At 71.0% G+C, this 19,745-nt stretch carries 15 protein-coding genes; 8 read left to right on the plus strand and 7 right to left on the minus strand.

Features of this window, described 5'->3' with window-relative positions; translation table 11 throughout:
- Positions 1-9: 9 nt before the first annotated feature.
- The gene (locus tag ACTMTU_RS15205) at positions 10-1,377 is read right to left on the minus strand and encodes a glycoside hydrolase family 18 protein (protein ID WP_441264009.1); all 1,368 of its coding nucleotides are present in this window, start codon (positions 1,375-1,377) and stop codon (positions 10-12) included.
- Between the two features lie 238 nt (positions 1,378-1,615).
- Between ACTMTU_RS15205 and ACTMTU_RS15210 the strand changes: the two genes are divergently transcribed.
- The 5 genes from ACTMTU_RS15210 to ACTMTU_RS15230 all read left to right on the plus strand — a co-directional run bounded on the left by ACTMTU_RS15210 (position 1,616) and on the right by ACTMTU_RS15230 (position 6,505).
- Positions 1,616-2,368: a GntR family transcriptional regulator gene (locus tag ACTMTU_RS15210; RefSeq protein WP_441264010.1), complete on the plus strand. Its 753-nt coding sequence runs from the start codon at positions 1,616-1,618 to the stop codon at positions 2,366-2,368.
- A 203-nt stretch (positions 2,369-2,571) separates the two neighbouring features.
- A complete protein-coding gene (locus ACTMTU_RS15215) occupies positions 2,572-2,751 on the plus strand; it encodes a hypothetical protein (protein WP_005312482.1) in 180 nt (59 codons plus the stop codon).
- A gap of 52 nt (positions 2,752-2,803) precedes the next feature.
- The gene (locus ACTMTU_RS15220) at positions 2,804-3,301 is read left to right on the plus strand and encodes a (deoxy)nucleoside triphosphate pyrophosphohydrolase (RefSeq protein ID WP_441264011.1); all 498 of its coding nucleotides are present in this window, start codon (positions 2,804-2,806) and stop codon (positions 3,299-3,301) included.
- A 57-nt stretch (positions 3,302-3,358) separates the two neighbouring features.
- The gene (locus ACTMTU_RS15225) at positions 3,359-3,775 is read left to right on the plus strand and encodes an ATP-binding protein (protein WP_441264012.1); all 417 of its coding nucleotides are present in this window, start codon (positions 3,359-3,361) and stop codon (positions 3,773-3,775) included.
- A gap of 147 nt (positions 3,776-3,922) precedes the next feature.
- On the plus strand, positions 3,923-6,505 hold the full coding sequence (locus tag ACTMTU_RS15230) for a SpoIIE family protein phosphatase (protein WP_441264013.1): 2,583 nt from the start codon (positions 3,923-3,925) through the stop codon (positions 6,503-6,505).
- A gap of 201 nt (positions 6,506-6,706) precedes the next feature.
- Here ACTMTU_RS15230 and ACTMTU_RS15235 read toward each other — a convergent pair whose 3' ends face one another.
- Together ACTMTU_RS15235 and ACTMTU_RS15240 are read right to left on the minus strand one after the other, a co-directional pair.
- The gene (locus ACTMTU_RS15235; protein WP_441264014.1) at positions 6,707-7,417 is read right to left on the minus strand and encodes a PspA/IM30 family protein; all 711 of its coding nucleotides are present in this window, start codon (positions 7,415-7,417) and stop codon (positions 6,707-6,709) included.
- A 75-nt stretch (positions 7,418-7,492) separates the two neighbouring features.
- Complete coding sequence (locus tag ACTMTU_RS15240) at positions 7,493-9,586, minus strand: TPM domain-containing protein (RefSeq protein WP_441264231.1); 2,094 nt, start codon at positions 9,584-9,586, stop codon at positions 7,493-7,495.
- A gap of 88 nt (positions 9,587-9,674) precedes the next feature.
- On the opposite strand from ACTMTU_RS15240, the gene ACTMTU_RS15245 reads away from it, so the two are divergent.
- Positions 9,675-10,748 carry a hypothetical protein gene (locus tag ACTMTU_RS15245; RefSeq protein WP_441264015.1) on the plus strand — a complete coding sequence of 358 codons (1,074 nt, stop codon included), beginning with the start codon at positions 9,675-9,677 and terminating at the stop codon, positions 10,746-10,748.
- 51 nt (positions 10,749-10,799) lie between these two features.
- On the opposite strand, the gene ACTMTU_RS15250 is transcribed toward ACTMTU_RS15245, so the two are convergent.
- The 4 genes from ACTMTU_RS15250 to ACTMTU_RS15265 all read right to left on the minus strand — a co-directional run bounded on the left by ACTMTU_RS15250 (position 10,800) and on the right by ACTMTU_RS15265 (position 14,652).
- Positions 10,800-11,570, minus strand: coding sequence for a succinate dehydrogenase/fumarate reductase iron-sulfur subunit (locus ACTMTU_RS15250; RefSeq protein ID WP_441264016.1), 771 nt, complete (start codon positions 11,568-11,570; stop codon positions 10,800-10,802).
- Positions 11,567-13,492 (minus strand): fumarate reductase/succinate dehydrogenase flavoprotein subunit, encoded by a 1,926-nt coding sequence (locus tag ACTMTU_RS15255; protein WP_441264017.1) that lies wholly within the window; start codon positions 13,490-13,492, stop codon positions 11,567-11,569. Before ACTMTU_RS15255 ends, ACTMTU_RS15250 begins: the two co-directional genes overlap by 4 nt.
- A 13-nt stretch (positions 13,493-13,505) precedes the next feature.
- Complete coding sequence (locus ACTMTU_RS15260) at positions 13,506-14,327, minus strand: hypothetical protein (protein WP_441264018.1); 822 nt, start codon at positions 14,325-14,327, stop codon at positions 13,506-13,508.
- Between the two features lie 85 nt (positions 14,328-14,412).
- Entirely contained in the window at positions 14,413-14,652 is a 240-nt protein-coding gene (locus tag ACTMTU_RS15265; protein ID WP_441264019.1) for a hypothetical protein, read from the minus strand.
- 320 nt (positions 14,653-14,972) lie between these two features.
- On the opposite strand from ACTMTU_RS15265, the gene ACTMTU_RS15270 reads away from it, so the two are divergent.
- Together ACTMTU_RS15270 and typA are read left to right on the plus strand one after the other, a co-directional pair.
- On the plus strand, positions 14,973-17,327 hold the full coding sequence (locus ACTMTU_RS15270; RefSeq protein WP_441264020.1) for an ABC transporter family substrate-binding protein: 2,355 nt from the start codon (positions 14,973-14,975) through the stop codon (positions 17,325-17,327).
- A gap of 379 nt (positions 17,328-17,706) precedes the next feature.
- The gene (typA, locus tag ACTMTU_RS15275; RefSeq protein ID WP_307708112.1) at positions 17,707-19,614 is read left to right on the plus strand and encodes a translational GTPase TypA; all 1,908 of its coding nucleotides are present in this window, start codon (positions 17,707-17,709) and stop codon (positions 19,612-19,614) included.
- The last annotated feature ends 131 nt before the right edge of the window (positions 19,615-19,745 follow it).

The raw sequence follows: 19,745 nt of genomic DNA on the forward strand, positions 1-19,745 counted from the left end.
CCGCCCGGATCAGCGGCGGCTCAGCCCGCCGTCGACCGCGGCCGTCAGTTCGCCGTCGGCGGTGTCACCGTCGAGCGACCAGAACATCGCGCCGCCGAGGCCGCGGTCGCGGATGTACGAGGTCTTGGCGCGCAGCACGGCGGGATCGTCGTACGTCCACAGGGTCGTGCCGTCGAAGAGCCACGCGTGCCCGTTGCGCCGGTCGCGGTGGACCTTGTAGGCACCGGAGTCCGCGAGCTTCTTGAGGGCCTTGTAGTCCTCGTAGCCGGCCGCCCAGGTCGCCGGGGCCGGTGCGGCCGCCGGACGGCCCATGCCGTCGCCTCCGCCGGTCACTCCGGTCCACCCCTGCCCGTAGAAGGGCATGCCGACCACCAGCTTGCGTGCCGGCGCGCCGCGCCGCAGCCAGTCGCGGACCGTCTGGTCGACGCTGAAGTCCCCGCGGGCGTACAGCGCCGACTGCTGGGCGGTGGTCTTCTCGCCCGAGACGTGGAAGTCGTAGCCCTGGAGATTGACGAAGTCGAAGTCCCGCATGATCTTGCGGACCTCGAAGCCGGCGTCGATCTTGGCCGGCGCGGTCGGCACGAAGGCCGACAGCTCGTAGTGCTTGCGCCTGCCGCCCTCGGCCTGGTGCCGGGACTTGGCGTACGCGTCCAGCTGGGTGCGGAACTCGTGCACCAGCGCCGTGAAGTTCTGCTTGTCCTCCGGCCGGTACACGGTGTCGGCGTCGCCCTCGGAGCCGGGCCACTCCCAGTCGAGGTCGATGCCGTCGAACAGGCCGGCCGCCGCGCCTTCGCCGCCGCGTGCTCCGTCGGCCGGCAGATTGCCCTTGATGTAGAGGTCGATGCAGGAGGAGACGAGCGCCTTGCGCGACTCGGGCGTCCGGGCAGCGTCGGAGAAGTGGGTGGACCAGCTCCAGCCGCCCAGCGAGATCATCACTTTGAGGCCGGGGTGTTCGGCCTTGAGCTCGCGCAGCTGGTTGAAGTTGCCGGCGAGCGGCTGCTCCGCGGTGTCGGCGACGCCGTCGACCGAGTCCTGGGCCTCCAGCGGCCTGACGTAGTCCGCCCAGGCGTCGGCCTCGCCGGGGACGTTCCCGGTGAAGCATCTGCCTTCGGCGTTCACGTTGCCGAAGGCGTAGTTGATGTGGGTGAGTCTGGCGGCCTGGCCGCTGGTGTCCATGTCCTTGACCTGGAAGTCCCGGCCGTAGACGCCCCATTGGGTGAAGTAGCCGACACGTTTGTACGACTGCTTGTGGTGGCTGTGGCCGCTGCCCCTGTCCTCGCTCCCGGGCGGGCCGGCGACGGCGGCGGGGGCGAGGGTGGCGACGAGCGAGAGCGAGCAGACGGCAACGGCCGTCCGGACAAAGGTTCTTCGACGCATCGGGCTCATTCCTGTGCGCGTGCCGGAAACGGGTTCCGAGAACGGTGTCGTGTGCGCAGGAACGTATTGGTATGGACCATTGCGGTCAAGGGGTACCGCCGCCGAACGGCTCGTACTCGCGGTAAACCTCTGCTCAGCCGCAAATCATCACTTCGGGTGAAACGTTGGCCCATGCTTGCGGTCGGCAACCGACGGTTGCGACTCTGTTGCGGTCTGTCAACCTGTTGGGGAGTGGCCAGTGACATTCGGTGAGCAGCCCGCCTACCTGCGCGTTGCGAGCGATCTCCGCGAGAAGATCGTGAACGGCTCGCTGCCGCCGCACACCCGTCTCCCCTCGCAGGCCCGCATCCGCGAGGAGTACGGCGTCTCGGACACGGTCGCCCTCGAGGCGCGCAAGGTGCTGATGGCGGAGGGGCTCGTGGAGGGCCGCTCGGGCTCGGGGACCTATGTGCGGGAGCGGCCCGTGCCGCGCCGGGTCGCCCGCTCCGGATTCCGGCCGCCGTCGGGAGCCAGCCCGTTCCGTCAGGAGCAGGCGGAGGAGGGCGCCCGGGGGACCTGGGAGTCCAGCAGCGAGCAGGAGGCGGCGACTCCGGAGGTGGCCGCGCGGCTGGGCATCGAGCTCGGCGCCCGCGTCATGCGCACGCGCTATGTCTTCCGGGACGCGGGGGAGGCGATGATGCTCTCCACCTCCTGGGAGCCGCTCGAGGTCACCGGCCGCACGCCGGTCATGCTGCCCGAGGAGGGCCCGCTCGGCGGCTGCGGAGTGGTCGAGCGGATGGCCGCCATCGACATCGTGGTGGACAACGTGGTGGAAGAGGTCGGCGCCCGGCCCGGCCTCGCTGAGGAGTTGCTGGCCCTCGGCGGCGTCCCCGGTCATGTGGTGATGGTCGTCGAACGCACGTATTACGCCTCGGGCCGTGCGGTGGAGACCGCCGACGTCGTCGTGCCCGCGGACCGCTACCGCATCGCGTATCACCTGCCTGTGAGGTGACCTTTCTGCGGCGCCCGCCCGGGCGCCGCATCGACTCCGGTGCGGAGGCGGAGGGGCGTATCCAGTCGGATGCGCCCCTCTTCCTGTCTCTTTGTGAAAACCCGTATCCGCTCAGTGAACGTCAGGCGTAGGGTTGGGCATATGCGTACTGCGGTTTCCTGGCGATCGTTACGGACAAGCGGGCCGACCGAGGGAGGGGCGCGATGACCGACAGCGGTGCTGTCCTGCCCTGGCTCGTCATACGGCAGGACGGCAACGGCAACTGCTACCGCGTCGGCCGGTACGCGACCGAGGCGGAGGCGCAGAAGATCGCGGACGCGCTCGACGGACGCGGCCACCAGCGGCTCTACTGGGTCGAACGGGTCGGCCGGACAGCTCGCTGACGGCGCCGCCGGAGCGCACACCTTGGTGCTCGGGCCCAGTACGCTCCGCCGCATGACTGATCGCGTGGTGGTCGTGGCCGGAGCCGTGTACGACGAGGGGCGGCTCCTCGCCGCGCGGCGCAGCGCTCCCGCCGAACTGGCCGGCCGCTGGGAGCTGCCCGGCGGCAAGCTGGAGCCGGGGGAGAGTCCCGAGCAGGCACTCGTGCGAGAACTGCGCGAGGAGCTGGGCATCGAGACGGAGCCGGTGGACCGGGTCCCCGGCGAGTGGCCGCTGCGAGCGGGTTATGTGCTCCAGGTGTGGACGGTCCGGCTGCTGTCCGGTGACCCCAGGCCGCTCCAGGACCACGACGCCCTGCGCTGGCTCGCGCCCGACGAGCTCGACGCCGTCGACTGGCTCGACCAGGACGTGCCCGCGGTCGCCGCCTGCGCCCGCCACCGGCGCGCCCGGACCGGGGGACCGGGGGAGGCGCGCACCGCTGAAGGGCCCGCCGCCCCGGTGCAACGGGTGCGGCCATTGCGGTCCCTGGGCGGTAATGAGAGCGACAAATAGGGTATGGGCTGATTAACCCCCTGAAACAGGACGTGGTTCCGCTGGTGATCCGGGGAAGTGATCGGCGTGATCGGCACCCGAGGCGAATGCGCCGAGTGGACTTTTCCGGCCGAACCGAACGTGGTGCGCGCGGCCCGGCACGCGGTCCGCGACACCCTCCGGCTGTGGGGAATCGACGCCGCCGTCGGCGATCTGACGGTGCTCCTGGTCAGTGAGCTGGTGACCAATTCCCAGCGCTACACCCCTGGCCCGATCAACCTTCGCATGAGCCGCCGGGACCCGTCCGGCGCGGCCCCGGTCCTGCTGGTGGAGGTCTCCGATCCCCTTCCGGATCCGCCCGTGAAAAGGCCGGCGCGCAGTGAGGACGAGAGCGGACGGGGGCTGCAACTAGTGGCCTGTTCCGCCGTTCGCTGGGGCACCCGCCGGGGCAGGACCGGTAAGACCGTGTGGTTCGAGCTGGCTCTCACTGGTTAGAAGTCTTCAGGGACGACGATCACGCCGGAGTCGGCTCAAAACGAACGAGACCGCTCTGTGATCGTGAACGCCGTGTCGGTGGGAGCCGTAGTGCTGAATACTGCGGTCATGGCCGGTCCGGTGCGGTGAGCTGGAGGGGACGGTCGCGTGAGCGAAATACCTGAGACGGCGAGCGATGTCGTATGGCAGAGCAGCCCGCCTGGCTCGATCTATGACTACATCAAGGTGGCCTCCTTCTCGATCGGCCACGACGGTCTGGTCGAGCAGTGGAGCGACCGGGCCGTGGACCTGTTCGGCATCACTGCCGACGAGGCCAGGGGCAAGGACCCGGTCGAGGTCTTCATGCCCGCGGAGCTCCGGCCCCGAGGACGCCGCAGACTGGCCGAGATCCTCGACGGCAAGGAGTGGACCGGACTCGTCCCCTTCCGGATGCCGGGGGGCAGCCGGGCGCACGGTCTCGCCGAGGTCTATGTGATGCCCAGTGAGACGGCCCAGGGCGAACAGGGCGCGCTCTGTATCGTCCTCGACGTCCGCGCGCTGCGCCGGATAGAGACGGACCTCGCCGCGTCGCAGGCCATTTTCGGCCAATCTCCTTTCGGGTTCCTGCTCTTCGGTACCGACCTCACCGTGCAGCGCGCCAACCAGCGTTTCGCCACCGTCTTCGGCGGCGCCGCGGAGGACCACCGCGGCCGCACCGTCCACGACTACCTCTCCCGCCCCGAGGCGGAGCGGATGAACGCCTCCCTGCGCAGGGTCCTGGAGACGGGCGAACCGGTCACCGACCTCCAGATCGTCGGCACGGCTCCCGGCAGCACCGACCGCCGGCACTGGTCGATCAACCTCTACCGGGTGCACGGCGGATCGGGCCGGCCCGTCGGGGTCGCCGGGGTCGGCACGGATGTCACACGACGTCACATCGCGGCCCGCGAAGCGGCGAACGCCCGCCGGAACCTCGCCCTCCTCAACGAGGCGAGCGCCCGGATCGGCAACTCCCTCGACCTGGAGACCACCGCCCGCGAACTCCTCGACGTCGCCGTCCCCGGTTTCTGCGACCTCGCCTCCGTCGACCTGTACCAAGGACTGCTCACCGGCGACGAGGCCCCGCCCGGCCAGTGGGGCTCCGCCCGGTCCGAAGGTTTCGGAGGAGGCAGCGCCGAACTGCGCAGGGTCGCCTTCGCCAGCGCGGTGTCCGACGCCCCGCTGATGACCACCCCGGGCTGCGCGCCCGAAGGCAGCGCCTCCGCGGCGGTCGGCGAGGTCCACCGCTACCCGTTCAACTCGCCGTGCGCCGGCGCCCTGCGCACGGCCGCCGTCCGGTCGATCCCCGGCGAGGAGGGCAGCCTCGTCCAGTCGACGCTGGCCGTACCGATGGTGGCGCACGACACCGTCGTCGGACTGGTGCAGTTCTCCCGCACCAAGGGCAGCGAGCCCTTCGGGGAGCGGGACCGGGCCCTCGCGGTCGAACTCGCGGCCCGAGCCGCCGTCTGCATCGACAACGCCCGCCTGTACCGCAGGGAGCACGAACGCGCCCTCATCCTCCAGCGCAGTCTGCTGCCCCCCGGCGACCCGGAGGCGGCCGGTCTCGACATCGCGTGCCGTTATCTGCCCGGCACCACCGCCACCGAAGTCGGCGGCGACTGGTTCGACGTCATAGAACTCCCCGGCCACCGCACCGCCCTGGTCGTCGGGGACGTGATGGGCCGCGGACTGCGGGCCGCCGTCGCCATGGGTGAACTGCGCACCGCCGTAAGGACCTTGGCACTGCTCGATCTGGAGCCCGCCGAAGTGCTCTCCGCGCTCGACGAGATCGCCCGCGGGCTCGGCAGCCCCGCCAAGGGCGGCCGCACCTCGGGCGGAGCCCAGGTCCCCTCCCGCGTGGCCCACACCTCCCGCGACGCGGACCTTTCCGAGGTGTACCTCGCGACCTGTGTGTACGCCGTGTACGACCCGGTCACGCGACGCTGCACCTTCGCCAACGCGGGCCATCTGCCGCCCGTTCTGGTCGAACCGGGCGAAGAGGCCCTGCTGCTCGACGTGCCGCCGGGCATGCCGCTCGGCGTGGGGGGCGAACCCTTCGAGGAGGTCGAGATCGAAGTACCGGAGGGATCCCTCCTCGCCCTCTACACCGACGGTCTGGTCGAGTCCCGCGACCACCCGCTCGAAGAAGGCCTGCGCGCCTTCCGAGCCGCCCTCGCCGATCCCGTACGCCCCCTCGAGGACGTCTGCGACCACGTGCTCGGCGCCCTCGACACCCGGCACGGCGAGGACGACATCGCCCTGCTGATGGCCCGTATACAGGGTCTGCCGACGGAGGCCGTGGGCGACTGGCGACTGCCCCGCGAACCCCGTTCCGTGGGCCGGGCCCGGGAGCTGGCCCGCGCCCAGCTGACCGCGTGGGACCTCGAGGCCCTCGTCGACACGGTCGAACTCCTCGTCAGCGAACTGGTCACCAACGCCCTGCGCTACGGCGAGGGCGAGATCCGGCTGCGGCTGCTCAGGGACCGGACCCTGGTCTGCGAGGTCTGGGACGCCGGCCTCGTCCAGCCCCGCCGCCGCCGTGCCCGCGACACCGACGAGGGCGGCCGCGGCCTCCAACTCGTCGGACTCCTGAGCGCGGCGTGGGGCTCCCGGCGGACGCCGCGCGGCAAGACGGTGTGGTTCGAACTGGCCCTCCCGGACGGCGAGGGGTCGGCGGAGCCGACGGTGGAGCAGTTGCTGAGCATGTTCTGAGGAGGCGTGCGCGCGGTGCCCTCAAGCTCCCCCTACGGCCTGGCGGCCGTGGGAGGTGCCCCCAGGCGGGCTGGATTTCGCTCCGCGAAGTCAGCCCCGCCGGCGATTGAGGCGCGGGGGTCCGGGGGCAGAGCCCCCCGGTTCCGGGAAGGGGCGGGGTGGGGAAACGGCCCCGCGCGGCGGCCACCCCCCGCCCACCCCCTACGCGGACTTCAGCGCCGCCAACCTCGCCTCGATCTCCGCTTCCTCCCCCACGCTCTCCAGCTGCTCGAACTGCGCGTCCAGCGACGACGCCGCCAGTTCCTGCTTCCCGAGCGCCCTCGCCTCCTCCCGTCGGACCTTGTCCTCGAAGCGGTGGAGTTCGCTCGTCGGGTCGAGCACGTCGATGCTCTTCACGGCGTCCATCATCCGGTTCTGCGCTTCCGCGGACTTCGCCCTGGCCACCAGCTCGTCCCGCTTCGCCCGGAGCTGCTCCAGCTTCGCCTTCATCTGTTCCAGGCCCGACTTGAGTTTGTCGACGACCGCCGTCTGGGAGGCGATCGTCGGCTCCGCGGTCTTCGCCTCCTGCTCGGACCGGAGTTGTCTGCCGAGGGCGACCTTCGCGAGGTTGTCGAACTTGTCGGCGTCCGCCGTCCGTCCCGCCCCGCGGAGCTCGTCCGCCTTCCTGCTGGCCGCCAGCGCCTTGGTGCCCCATTCCCGGGCGGCCTCGACGTCCTCCTGGTGGTCCTGTTCCATGAGGCGCAGGTTGCCGATGGTGCTCGCCACCGCCTGCTCCGCCTCCACGATGTTGTTCGTGTAGTCGCGGATCAGCTGGTCGAGCATCTTCTGCGGGTCCTCCGCCTGGTCCAGCAGTGCGTTGATGTTCGCCCTGGCCAGCTGGGTGACCCGCCCGAGAACGGTCTGCTTGGTCATGCCACTGCTCCTTGAACGGCTCCTTGAACGCCAAACGGAATACGGGCCGGCGTACACGCCTCCGGCCGGCCGACCTCAGAAACGGCCACCGCCCATCCGGCCCCGCGTGCCACCACCGCCGAAGCTGCCGGGCCCCCCGCCGAAGCCCCCGCCGAACCCTCCCCCCGGGCCGCCGCCCCTTCCCCCGCCGAGCATCCCGCCGAGAAGGATCCCGCCGAGCACCGCGCCCCCGAGCCCGCCTCCGGGGCCCCGGGTCCCTGGCATACCGCCCGGCCCGAACGGGTTCCGGAAGTCGCGCACGTCGTTCTCCGCGAGGCTCTGCGCCTGCTGCGCCAGCCAGTCCGCCCGCTGTGCCTCGGCCAGGGCCGCCTGGGGATCACCGCCGATGCCGTTCCCGCCCGTACCGTCCGCGTCGGCCAGGGTCTCCGCCCGCTCCAGCCGGCGCTGGGCCTCCGCCAGCCGGGTCCTGGCCTCGCTGCCGACGGCGCCGCGGTGCGTGGTGATGTAGTCGGCGGCGGCCCCGATACCGGAGCGCGCGCCGAGCAGGGCCCGCTCCAGCAGCGCCCGCGCGCGCCGCGTCCCCTGCTCCTGTTCCCGGATCCCGGCCAGCGCCTCGTCCAGGGCGGCGTCGGCCTCCTCGACCCGGCGCAGTGCGTCGATGGGGTCGTACCGCCCGGACTCCGTCGCCGTGCGCACCTCCGCGGCGACCGTCTCCGCGCGGGCGATCCGCCCCTGGAGCCCGGCGGTCGACGTGCCCTCCTCCGTCCCCTTGAGCAGTCCGCGTGCCTCCGCCAGATCGGTTTCCGTCTCGGTCAGCGCGCTCGGCAGCTTTCCGGCCGCTTCCGCCAGATCCCGCGCCCGGCGGTCGACGGCCTCGATCAGGCGGGCGGCCTGGGCAACGGCTCCTTCCGCGGCCCGCACCTGGACCGCGGCGGACCCGTTGTCGTCTGCCCCGACGGCCTGCCGGGCCCGGTCCAGGGCGGTCGCCGCGAACTCGAGCCGGTCCTTCGCCTGTTCCACGTCGTTCGTGACGGGGGCCGCCGCCGTCGGCGCGTACCGCTCGCGCATCACGCCCAGCGTGGCCTCCGCGCTGACGACACGGCCGTTCACGTCCTGGTAGGCGGCCTCCGCCGTGTCCAGCGCCTGCGGCGCGTTGCGTTCCAGGGCGCGCAGCCGGTCGAAGTCCTCGGCCTCGGCGTCGAGCCGGCGATCGGCCTCCGAGCAGCGGGCGAGGATCTCTTCGAGCATCCTGCGGCGGGTGGGGTCGTCCTCCGGGTAGGCGTCGTCCAGCTGCTGGCGCAGCCTGAACGCGGCGGTCAGCTCCTGCCGTGCGTGCGCCACGGCCTCCTGGAACGGCTTCGCCGCCTCCTCGCCGAACTGGGCCGTGGCGAACCCGAGTTCCTCCTGGCTGGTGCGCACCGCGTCGTCGGTCTCCACCAGCGCCGCCTTGGCCCTGGCGTCCAGCTCAGGGAGCGGTGGCTGCTCCGGCGTGCCCCAGCCCTCCTGGCCGCCCCGCGGAGTGGTGCGGGTGGCCGTGCGCCGCTTGCGTTTCGTGTAGGTGTACGCGGCGAGGGCGGCGGCGCCGCCGACGACCGCGATCGGGAGCACGAGGTCGCCCGCGCCGGTACCCGCGCCCCCGCCGCCGGGCTCGGCCTCGCCGGGCGTGATGTTCACCGTGGGGACGGGTTCGCCGGACAGCACCGCACCGTAGCCGTCGGCCGCGCCGATCGCGGCGCCCGCCCAGTCGTTCTCCCGCAGCGCGGGCTCCACCGCCGTCCGGGCGACCTCGGCGAGCTGTGCGTCGGTGAGGCGGGAGGCGGCGTCGACCCAGTAGGCGTACTGCCGGTCGCGGGTGGCGACGGCCAGCAGGACGTCGCTCGTGCCCAGCCCGTTCTTCGCGGCGGTCTGCGCCGTCCAGTCCTGCGCGGAGCGGCCGGAGAAGTCGCTGACGTAGACGACGAACAACTGGAGCCGCTGTTCGTCGTACAGGCGGTCGAGCGCCCGGGACACCTGTCCCTCGCGGTCGCCCAGGGCCTCTGTGCGGTCGGTGATCTGTCCCTGCCGGGAGAGGTCGACGGGGTCGTCCGCCGTGGCTCCTCCGGCGGCGGGCGTGACCAGCCACCATGCCGCCGTGAGCACGGCGACGAGGATCCGGGCGGCTGTTCGCATCACATTTCGGAGGCTAAGTCCGCCCCTGTTCCGCCGCGACCGGACGCCGTCAGGAACCGCGGGTACCCGGTGATCAGTCCTGCATCCCATGGGCTTCAACGAGGGAACGGGAACGGCCGCACGGTCGAAGCACAGGGCGGGCGCGTTCGTACGGGCATGGCGGAGTCCGCGGCTGAAGTGGCCGAGGAGGATCGCCCTCGCCCTGGCGCTGGTCCTGCTCGTCCCGCCGCTCGCCGGTGCGGTGGCTCTGCGCATCAACTACGCGGGGGACCTCCAGGACGGCACCCGCACCCGCGGCAAGGACGCGATCTGGCTCGGCCACGCCTGGGTGGACGGCCGTAAGGACGCCGACGTCAGGGCCTTCGCCGAGCGGATCCGCGGCACCGGCATCAAGGACCTGTACGTGCACGCCGGCCCCCTCGAGCACGACGGCACCCTGCCCGCCGACCGCTACCCCCGTGCCCGGTGGCTCATGGACGCCGTGCACCGCGAGATGCCGGGCATCCGGGTCCAGGCGTGGCTGGGCGACGTGCTCGCCAACGACGGACCCGACGGACTGCGCCTGGACGAACGGTCCCGCGACGCGGTGGTGGGCTCCGCCCGGCAGATCCTCGACGCCGGGTTCGAGGGGGTCCACTTCGACCTGGAGCCGCTGCTCTCGGGCGACCGCGACTACCTGTCCCTGCTCGACGCGCTGCGCGAGCTGACGCGCGACCGCAAGGCGCAGTTGTCGGTAGCGGCCCACCAGATCGACCCCCTGCCCGCCGCGCACCGTGTGAACGCGGCGGTCACCGGCCGGGAGAAGTGGTGGTCGCAGAAGTTCTTCGGTGAGGTCGCGTGGCGGGTCGACCAGATAGCCGTCATGTCGTACGACACGTGGATGCCGCTGGAGGGCATGTACGGCGGTTACGTCGCGCAGCAGACCGCCCTCGCGCTCGAGGTGACGCCCCCGGGCACCGACCTGCTGATGGGGCTGCCGTTCTTCCACGAGGACGATCTCGGCCACCACGAGAACGCCGAGACGGTCGCGGCCGCGGTGCGCGGCACCCGGCTGGGGCTCGGGCGCACGGACCGCGACAGGAAGGCTTTCGGTGTCGCGCTGTATGTGGACTTCGCGGCGGAGGAGGGCGACTGGAAGGCCTACCGCGAAGGGTGGTGCTGACAGCCAGGGAGCCGGCGCGGGACCCGCGCCGGCTCCCGCGCCGCGCGGACGTCAGCCCTCCCGGCGCCTGATCTTGTTCCCCAGCCACACCAGCGGGTCGTACTTGCGGTCCGCGGCCCGTTCCTTCATCGGGATCAGCGCGTTGTCCGTGATCTTGATGCCTTCGGGGCAGACCTCCGTGCAGCACTTGGTGATGTTGCAGTAGCCCAGTCCGTGTTCGTCCTGTGCCGTCGTCCTGCGGTCCAGTCCCGTCCCGGCGGCCGAGTCCAGCGGATGCATGTCCAGTTCGGCGATGCGCATCAGGAACCGCGGGCCGGCGAACGCCTCCTTGTTCTCCTCGTGGTCGCGCACCACATGGCAGGTGTCCTGGCACAGGAAGCACTCGATGCACTTGCGGAACTCCTGCGACCGCTCCACGTCCATCTGCTGCATCCGGTACTCGCCGGCCGCGACACCCGGGGGCGGCACGAACGACGGGATCTCCCTGGCCTTCTCGTAGTTGAACGAGACGTCGGTGACCAGGTCCCGCACCACGGGGAACGCCCGCAGCGGTGTGACCGTGATCGTCTCGTCCCTCGTGAAGACGGACATCCGGGTCATGCACATCAGCCGGGGCCGGCCGTTGATCTCGGCGCTGCAGGAACCGCACTTGCCGGCCTTGCAGTTCCAGCGGACCGCGAGGTCGGACGCCTGGGTGGCCTGGAGGCGGTGGATGATGTCGAGGACGACCTCTCCGTCGTTGACCTCGACGGTGAAGTCCTCGAGGCCGCCGCCGCTCCGGTCGCCCCGCCAGACCTTGAAGCGGGCTTGGTAGGCGCTCACTCGGTCAGCTCCTCCTCGGCGAGGTACTTGATCAGCTCTTCCTTCTCGAACAGGGCGAGCAGGTCGGCACGGATGGGCTCGGTCGTCCTCCGCTCGAGCCGGATCCTGCCGGTGGCTCCGGCGGCCGGGGTGGCGTCGGCCTCCTGCCGGAGCCGGCACACCAGGTTCACCCGGCGCCATTCGCGGTCCATGCCGGGGCAGTCCTCCCGGGTGTGGCCGCCGCGGCTCTCGGTCCGCTCCAGGGCGGCCCGCGCGATGCACTCGCTGACCAGCAGCATGTTCCGCAGGTCCAGGGACAGGTGCCAGCCGGGGTTGAACTGCCGGTGCCCCTCGACCCCGGCGCGGCTCGCCCGTTCGCGCAGTTCGGCGAGCTTCGTCAGGGCCTGTTCCATCTCGCCGGCCCGGCGGATGATGCCGACCAGGTCGTTCATCGTCTGCTGAAGCTCCTGGTGGAGCGTGTACGGGTTCTCGGGCGTCGTCCCAGCCTCCGGACCCTCGGCGCTGAAGGGGCGCAGCGCCTCCGCCGCCGCGGCGTCGATCTGTGCCTCTTCGACCGCCGGCCGTGCGGGGAGCCGCTGGGCGTACTCGGCCGCGTGGAGCCCGGCCCGGCGTCCGAAGACGAGGAGGTCGGAGAGGGAGTTGCCGCCGAGGCGGTTGGAGCCGTGCATACCGCCCGCCACCTCTCCGGCGGCGAACAGCCCGGGGACGCCGAGCGCGCCCGCGGTGTCGGACTCGACGGCGATGCCGCCCATCACGTAGTGGCAGGTGGGCCCGACCTCCATGGCCTCCGCCGTGATGTCCACGTCCGCGAGTTCCTTGAACTGGTGGTACATCGAAGGCAGCCTGCGCCGGATCACGTCCGCCGGCATCCGGGTGGACACGTCGAGGAACACGCCGCCGTGCGGGGAGCCGCGGCCGGCCTTGACCTCGGAGTTGATCGCCCGCGCGACCTCGTCGCGCGGCAGCAGCTCGGGGGGACGCCGGTTGTTGTCAGGGTCCTCGTACCAGCGGTCGCCCTCTTCCTCGGACTGCGCGTACTTCTCCTTGAAGACGTCGGGCACGTAGTCGAACATGAACCGCTTGCCCTCGGAGTTCCGCAGCACCCCGCCGTCGCCGCGCACCGACTCGGTGACGAGGATGCCCTTCACCGAGGGCGGCCAGACCATCCCCGTGGGATGGAACTGGACGAACTCCATGTTCACCAGCGGGGCACCGGCCAGCAGCGCGAGGGCGTGCCCGTCCCCGGTGTACTCCCAGGAGTTGGAGGTCACCTTGAAGGACTTGCCGATGCCGCCCGTGGCCAGGATGACGGAGGGGGCCTCGAGGACGAAGAAGCGGCCGGACTCCCGCTCGTAGCAGAAGACTCCGCAGACCCTGCCGTCCTTCTTCAGGACGCGGGTCACCGTGCACTCCTGGAAGACCTTCAGCCCGGCCTCGTAGTCACCGAGCTCCCGTTTGTCCTCCTGCTGGAGGGAGACGATCTTCTGCTGGAGGGTGCGGATCAGTTCCAGCCCGGTGCGGTCGCCGACGTGGGCGAGGCGCGGGTACTCGTGGCCGCCGAAGTTGCGCTGCGAGATCCTGCCGTCGGCGGTGCGGTCGAAGAGCGCGCCCCAGGTCTCCAGCTCCCAGACCCGGTCGGGCGCCTCGCGGGCGTGCAGCTCGGCCATCCGCCACTGGTTCAGGAACTTCCCGCCGCGCATGGTGTCGCGGAAGTGCACCTGCCAGTTGTCGCCCGGGTTCGCGTTGCCCATGGAGGCGGCGATGCCGCCCTCCGCCATGACCGTGTGGGCCTTGCCGAACAGGGACTTGCAGATCACCGCCGTACGCGCGCCCCGCTCACGCGCCTCGATGGCGGCGCGCAGGCCCGCGCCGCCCGCACCCACCACCACGACGTCCCACTGCTGCCGTTCGAGCTCGGTCATCAAGCACCTTCCATCAGAACAGCCTCGGATCGTCGAAGGCGCCGGACGCGACGAGGTAGACGTAGAAGTCGGCGAGCGCGACGCTGAACAGCGACGCCCACGCGAGCTGCATATGACGGGCGTTCAGCTTGCCGACCCAGCCCCAGAGGCGGTAGCGCACGGGATGCTTGGAGAAGTGCCGCAGCCGGCCGCCGATGATGTGCCGGCACGAGTGGCACGAGATGGTGTACGCCCAGATCAGCACGATGTTGACCAGGAAAACGAGCGTGCCGAGGCCCATGTGGCCCCACTCGTAGTGCTCGTCGCGGAAGGCGAGCACCGTGTCGTACGTGAGGATCCCGGCGACCGGCACGGCGGCGTAGAAGAAGTACCGGTGGATGTTCTGCATGATCAGCGGGAAGCGGGTCTCGCCGGAGTACTTCTTGTGCGGCTCGGCGACGGCGCAGGCCGGGGGAGAGGCCCAGAAGCCCCGGTAGTAGGCCTTGCGGTAGTAGTAGCAGGTCAGCCGGAAGCCGAGCGGGAAGATCAGGATGAGCAGCGCGGGCGACAGGCCCCACCAGCTGCCGAAGATCTCCCAGTTGGGGCCCGACCGCATCGGTTCGCAGTTCTCGGCCAGGCAGGGCGAGTAGAAGGGCGAGACGTACGGCGCCGCGTAGTAGTCGGCGCCTGCGAACGCGCGCCAGGTCGAGTACACGATGAAGGCGAGCAGGCCGGCGGCCGTCATGGCCGGGGCCAGCCACCAGCGGTCCGTCCGCAGGTGGCGGGGGCCGATGGCGGCACGCGTGGCCTCGTGCACGCCCTTATGGACTTGTGGTGGTTCGGTACCAGTGGCCAACGAAGGCTCCGGGTGGAGTGGGATCAGGGATGGGGCTCCGGTCCGCCGGCCCTACCTGCGGGCCGGCTCCTGCTGTCCGGGCCGGTCAGGGCGCGTGCCGGTCGCGGACGCCCAGTCCCTCGTCGTCCGAATCGGTCCACAGCGCGTTGTCGTACGGGGCGTCGGGGATGGTGACCAGCTCGGTCCGGACCTTGGCGGCCGGTGCGGCGGAGCCCGCGAGCGGGCGGGAGCCGCTCAGCCGGTCGACGGTCTGTTCCAGCTCGCCGACACGCCGGACCAGCTCATCGAGGCGGCGCTGTACGGCCGCGAGATCTTCCTGTGACATGACTTGCCCTCACTTCCGCGGGGTGCGGTGGCGTCGTTCATGCGCCTGCGAGTGTCGCGCGTCACATCCCCGCTTGTGAAGGGGACGTACGGGGATTCCCGGCGCATGCGCTGCCAGCGCGCCCCTCATGGTCGGAGCCTCACTCCCCCCATATTCGCCCTTTTTATTCCCTTTGGGGGCGTTCGCGGTTCCTCCGCACGGGTGGCCTTCGCGGAAGCGCCGTCGTGTCTCCGTCCGGCGCGGCAATCCATCCACTTCAGTGAGTGGAATCGGTGTGATCATCTCTAAATTCGACGAAACAGGACGAAGAGGTACAAGCCATGTCCCAGGTCGAAGCCCCCCGCGGGCGGACATGCTCCCGAAGGCTCCGCCCCGTCGCACTGCTCGCGAGCGGAGTGCTGGTACTCCCCGTTCTCGCCGGATGCAGCTCGGGCGACGAGCAGAGCAGGGGGAAGCCCCCGGCTCAGGACATCTCGCCCGCCGACCGTGAGCTCGTCGCCGACGGGGGAACGCTGCGCTGGGCCGTCGACGCGATGCCCGCCACGCTCAACTCCTTCCAGGCCGACGCGGACGCCACGACCGGCCGGATCGCCGGCGCCGTGCTGCCGGCCCTGTTCACCCTGGACGCCGACGGGCGGCCGCAGCGGAATCCCGACTATCTCGAATCGGCGGAGATCGTCGAACGGGAGCCCAAGCAGGTCGTGCTCTACAAGCTCAACCAGCAGGCCGTGTGGAGCGACGGCCGCGAGATCGGCGCCCCGGACTTCCTCGCCCAGTGGCGGGCGCTGAGCGGAAAGGATTCCTCGTACTGGACGGCGCGCAACGCCGGGTACGAGCGGATCCAGAAGGTCGAGCGCGGCGAGAACGACCTGGAGGTCAAGGTCACCTTCACCAAGCCCTACGCGGACTGGCAGTCGCTCTTCACGCCGCTCTACCCCAAGGACGTGACCGGGACTCCGGCGGCCTTCAACGACGGGGCCCGCACGAAGCTCAAGGTGACGGCGGGACCGTTCCGGATCTCCAAGATCGACCAGGCGGCCGACACCACCACGCTCGTGCCGAACCCGCGCTGGTGGGGGGACCGCCCCAAGCTCGACAAGCTGGTGCTGTCGGCCGTACCGCGCGAGAAGCGGATCGCCGCGCTCGCCGCCGGAAGCCTCGACCTGGCCGATGTCGACCCCTCGGCGGCGGAACGTATCGCCTACGCCGTGAAGGACGCCGGACGCGGCGGACGCCCGCTGGCCTACGGCCCCGGCGCCGACAGGACTCCGTCCGCCGCCCTGAAGTCGTGGGCGATGGCCCACGGCTCCGACGAGGAGCTGGCCGAGGTCGCACAGCAGGCCCGCAAGCGGGCGGCGGAGGCGGAGAAGAAGTACGCGCAGGAGCAGTCCGCCCTCAGTAAGTACGAGGTCCGCAAGTCGCTGGAGCCCGCGTACACCCAGCTCGCGCTGAACGGCGAGTCCGGGCCGCTGGCCGACGACCGGGTGCGCCGCGCGATCGCCCGGGCGCTGAATCGCAAGGAGATCGCCGACGCCGTGCTCACGCCGCTCGGCCTGCCCGCGGAGCCGCCCGGCAACCACCTCGCGCTGGCCGGGCAGGCCGCGTACACCGACAACAGCGCCGCACTCGGGGAGCAGGACACCCAGGAGGCGCAGGCGCTGCTCGCCGACGCCGGCTGGACGCCCGGAGGGCTCCGCGAAGAGCCGGCCAAGGCGGGCGGTGAGGCCGGGAAAGCGGACGAGAAGGGCAAGGGCGGCCAGGACGGCAAGGAAGAGGACGGGAAGAGGACGCCGGGCAAGGCCTCCGCCGAGCCGTCCGCGAGCCCGTCGGCCGAGGCGTCGGAGAAGAAGAACGACGCCGCCTCCGACGACGGGCTCTACATCGTCGGCGACGACAAGCCCGCGGCCCACGACCCGAGGTCCGGTTCCCGCGTCACGCACATCCTCGCCCCGGCCCCCGGCGCCGCGCTCCAGAGCGCCGCCGTCCGCCGGCAGGCAGCGTCGCTCGCCGACGACGGCGCCACGGACAAGGCGGCCAGGAAGGCCGAGGACAAGGGCGGCATGCCCGGCGCCTACGCACCGCGCGGTACGGCGGCACCCGGCGCCGCCCCCGTCGGCGGCGCCCTCGGCAAGGACGGGAAGCCGCTCAGCCTCCGCTTCGTCCTCCCCTCGGGCGCGGGCTCGGAGGTGCTGCGCACGGTCGGCGACAAGATCGCGCAGATGCTGGACCGGGTCGGGGTGCGCACGGAGATCATCAAGGTGGACGACGCGAGCTTCTTCAAGGACCACATCGCGTCGGGCGACTACGACCTGGCCCTCTACTCCTGGCCCTCCAGCCCCTTCCCGGCGACCGACGCCCGGCCGATCTACGCCAAGCCCCGGCCGGCCTCCGACGGCTCGCTCCTCGTCGAGCAGAACTACACGAGGGTGGGTACGGACTACATCGACCAGCTCTTCGACCAGGCCGCCGGCGAGCTCGACGCGGACGCCGCGCGTGACCTGATGCGCAGGGCCGACGCCAGGATCTGGGCGGCGGCCGGCTCCGTTCCGCTCTACCAGCGCCCGCAGCTGGTCGCGGCACGCAAGCAGGTGGTCAACGCGGGCGCCTTCGGATTCGCCGAGCCCCGATACCAGGACATTGGTTTCAAGACGGCCGCAGCCACCCCCAAGCAGTAGCCACAGGGACCGTCGGTCAGGAGAAACCGCAGGTCACAACCTCAGAACTGGCTCAATTACCTTGCCCGCCGGCAGCGCCGGCGGGCAAGCTCGTGCCGATTCTTCGACCCGGGCTCGCCCCACGCATCCCCTGCAGCACCTTCGTACCGGCAGCCTCCCCACCTGCCCGTGTGCGCCGCCTCCGCCGGGCCTCCCGGCACCACCCGGAGCCCCTGCCGCGGCGTGATCCCCGCCTCGTTCGTCCCGGACCCGATCGTTCCGGGAGGCCCGGGTCCCGGCGGCCCCGTACCATGGGACAAGCCGTGGCGTGTCCGCCCGGCGGGCGGACGAGGATCACATCCAACGCCCGATCCCACGATCGAGAGAAGCGCCAGCCAGCATGCCCACGCGCCACGACATCCGTAACGTTGCCATCGTCGCCCACGTCGACCACGGCAAGACCACCTTGGTCGACGCCATGCTGAAGCAGGCCGGTGCCTTCGCCGCGCACGCCGCGGAGCAGCTCGACGACCGCATGATGGACTCGAACGACCTGGAGCGTGAGAAGGGCATCACGATCCTGGCCAAGAACACCGCCGTGAAGTACCACCCCAAGGACGGCGGGGCCCCGGTCACCATCAACATCATCGACACCCCCGGCCACGCCGACTTCGGCGGCGAGGTGGAGCGCGGTCTGTCGATGGTGGACGCGGTCGTCCTCCTCGTCGACGCCTCCGAGGGTCCGCTGCCGCAGACCCGCTTCGTGCTGCGCAAGGCGCTCGCCGCGAAGATGCCGGTCATTCTCTGCATCAACAAGACGGACCGTCCGGACTCCCGGATCGCCGAGGTCGTCGACGAGACGTACGACCTGTTCCTGGACCTGGACGCGACCGAGGAGCAGATCGAGTTCCCGATCGTCTACGCCTGCGCCCGTGACGGCGTCGCCTCGCTGACCAAGCCGGAGGACGGCACCGTCCCGGCCGACAGCACCAGCCTGGAGCCGTTCTTCAGCACGCTGCTCGAGACCGTCCCGGCCCCGGAGTACGACGAGTCCGCGCCGCTGCAGGCTCACGTCACGAACCTGGACGCCGACAACTTCCTCGGCCGTATCGCGCTGCTCCGCGTCGAGCAGGGCGAGCTGCGCAAGGGCCAGACCGTGGCCTGGATCAAGCGCGACGGCACGATCTCCAACGTCCGCATCAGCGAGCTGATGATGACCGAGGCGCTCACCCGCAAGCCGGCCGAGGTGGCCGGCCCCGGTGACATCTGCGCCGTCGCCGGTATCCCGGACATCATGATCGGCGAGACGCTGGCGGACCCGGAGAACCCGATCGCGCTGCCGCTGATCACGGTCGACGAGCCGGCGATCTCGATGACGGTGGGTACCAACACCTCGCCGCTGGTCGGCCGGGGCGGCACCGGTAAGGGCGCCGATGCGAAGTCCGCGGTCAAGGACCGTAAGGTGACCGCCCGTCAGGTCAAGGACCGGCTGGACCGCGAGCTGATCGGTAACGTCTCGCTGCGCGTGCTGGACACCGAGCGTCCCGACGCCTGGGAGGTGCAGGGCCGCGGTGAGCTGGCGCTGGCGATCCTGGTCGAGCAGATGCGCCGTGAGGGCTTCGAGCTGACGATCGGCAAGCCGCAGGTCGTCACCAAGCTGGTCGACGGCAAGGTCCACGAGCCGGTCGAGCGCATGACGATCGACGTGCCCGAGGAGCACATGGGCGCCGTCACCCAGCTCATGGGCGTCCGCAAGGGCCGCATGGACAACATGTCGAACCACGGCTCCGGCTGGGTCCGCATGGAGTTCGTGGTCCCGTCCCGCGGCCTGATCGGCTTCCGTACGGAGTTCCTGACGAACACCCGCGGCACCGGTATCGCGCACTCCATCCACGAGGGCCACGAGCCCTGGTTCGGTCCCCTGCAGACCCGGAACAACGGCTCGCTCGTCGCGGACCGCTCCGGCGCCGTCACCGCGTTCGCGATGACGAACCTTCAGGAGCGCGGCGTGCTGTTCACCGAGCCCGGCACCGAGGTGTACGAGGGCATGATCGTCGGCGAGAACTCCCGCTCCGACGACATGGACGTGAACATCACCAAGGAGAAGAAGCTCACCAACATGCGCTCCTCCTCGGCCGATTCGTTCGAGGCGATCGTCCCGCCGCGCAAGCTCTCGCTGGAGCAGTCGCTGGAGTTCTGCCGTGACGACGAGTGCGTCGAGGTGACCCCGGAGGCGGTGCGCATCCGCAAGGTTGTCCTGGACCAGAAGGAGCGCGGCCGCGCGGCTTCGCGTGCCAAGCACGGCTGACGGTAAAGCTCTGGAAAACCGCTGAACGCACGGCCCGGCCCTCCGCAGAGACTGTGGAGGGCCGGGCCGTTCGTCAACTCCTTTTCATGCTCCGAGTGTCCGGATATCGGCCGTCGCACTCCGGAACATGT

The organism is Streptomyces sp. OZ13 (assembly GCF_052068155.1).
GTDB lineage: Bacteria > Actinomycetota > Actinomycetes > Streptomycetales > Streptomycetaceae > Streptomyces.

Coding starts and splice junctions, on each gene's coding strand:
- ACTMTU_RS15270 (WP_441264020.1), top strand. CDS start 14,973: ATGTCCCAGGTCGAAGCCCCCCGCGGGCGGACATGCTCCCGAAGGCTC.
- ACTMTU_RS15205 (WP_441264009.1), bottom strand. CDS start 1,377: ATGCGTCGAAGAACCTTTGTCCGGACGGCCGTTGCCGTCTGCTCGCTC.
- ACTMTU_RS15245 (WP_441264015.1), top strand. CDS start 9,675: ATGGGCTTCAACGAGGGAACGGGAACGGCCGCACGGTCGAAGCACAGG.
- typA (WP_307708112.1), top strand. CDS start 17,707: ATGCCCACGCGCCACGACATCCGTAACGTTGCCATCGTCGCCCACGTC.
- ACTMTU_RS15235 (WP_441264014.1), bottom strand. CDS start 7,417: ATGACCAAGCAGACCGTTCTCGGGCGGGTCACCCAGCTGGCCAGGGCG.
- ACTMTU_RS15215 (WP_005312482.1), top strand. CDS start 2,572: ATGACCGACAGCGGTGCTGTCCTGCCCTGGCTCGTCATACGGCAGGAC.
- ACTMTU_RS15220 (WP_441264011.1), top strand. CDS start 2,804: ATGACTGATCGCGTGGTGGTCGTGGCCGGAGCCGTGTACGACGAGGGG.
- ACTMTU_RS15255 (WP_441264017.1), bottom strand. CDS start 13,492: ATGACCGAGCTCGAACGGCAGCAGTGGGACGTCGTGGTGGTGGGTGCG.
- ACTMTU_RS15240 (WP_441264231.1), bottom strand. CDS start 9,586: ATGCGAACAGCCGCCCGGATCCTCGTCGCCGTGCTCACGGCGGCATGG.
- ACTMTU_RS15265 (WP_441264019.1), bottom strand. CDS start 14,652: ATGTCACAGGAAGATCTCGCGGCCGTACAGCGCCGCCTCGATGAGCTG.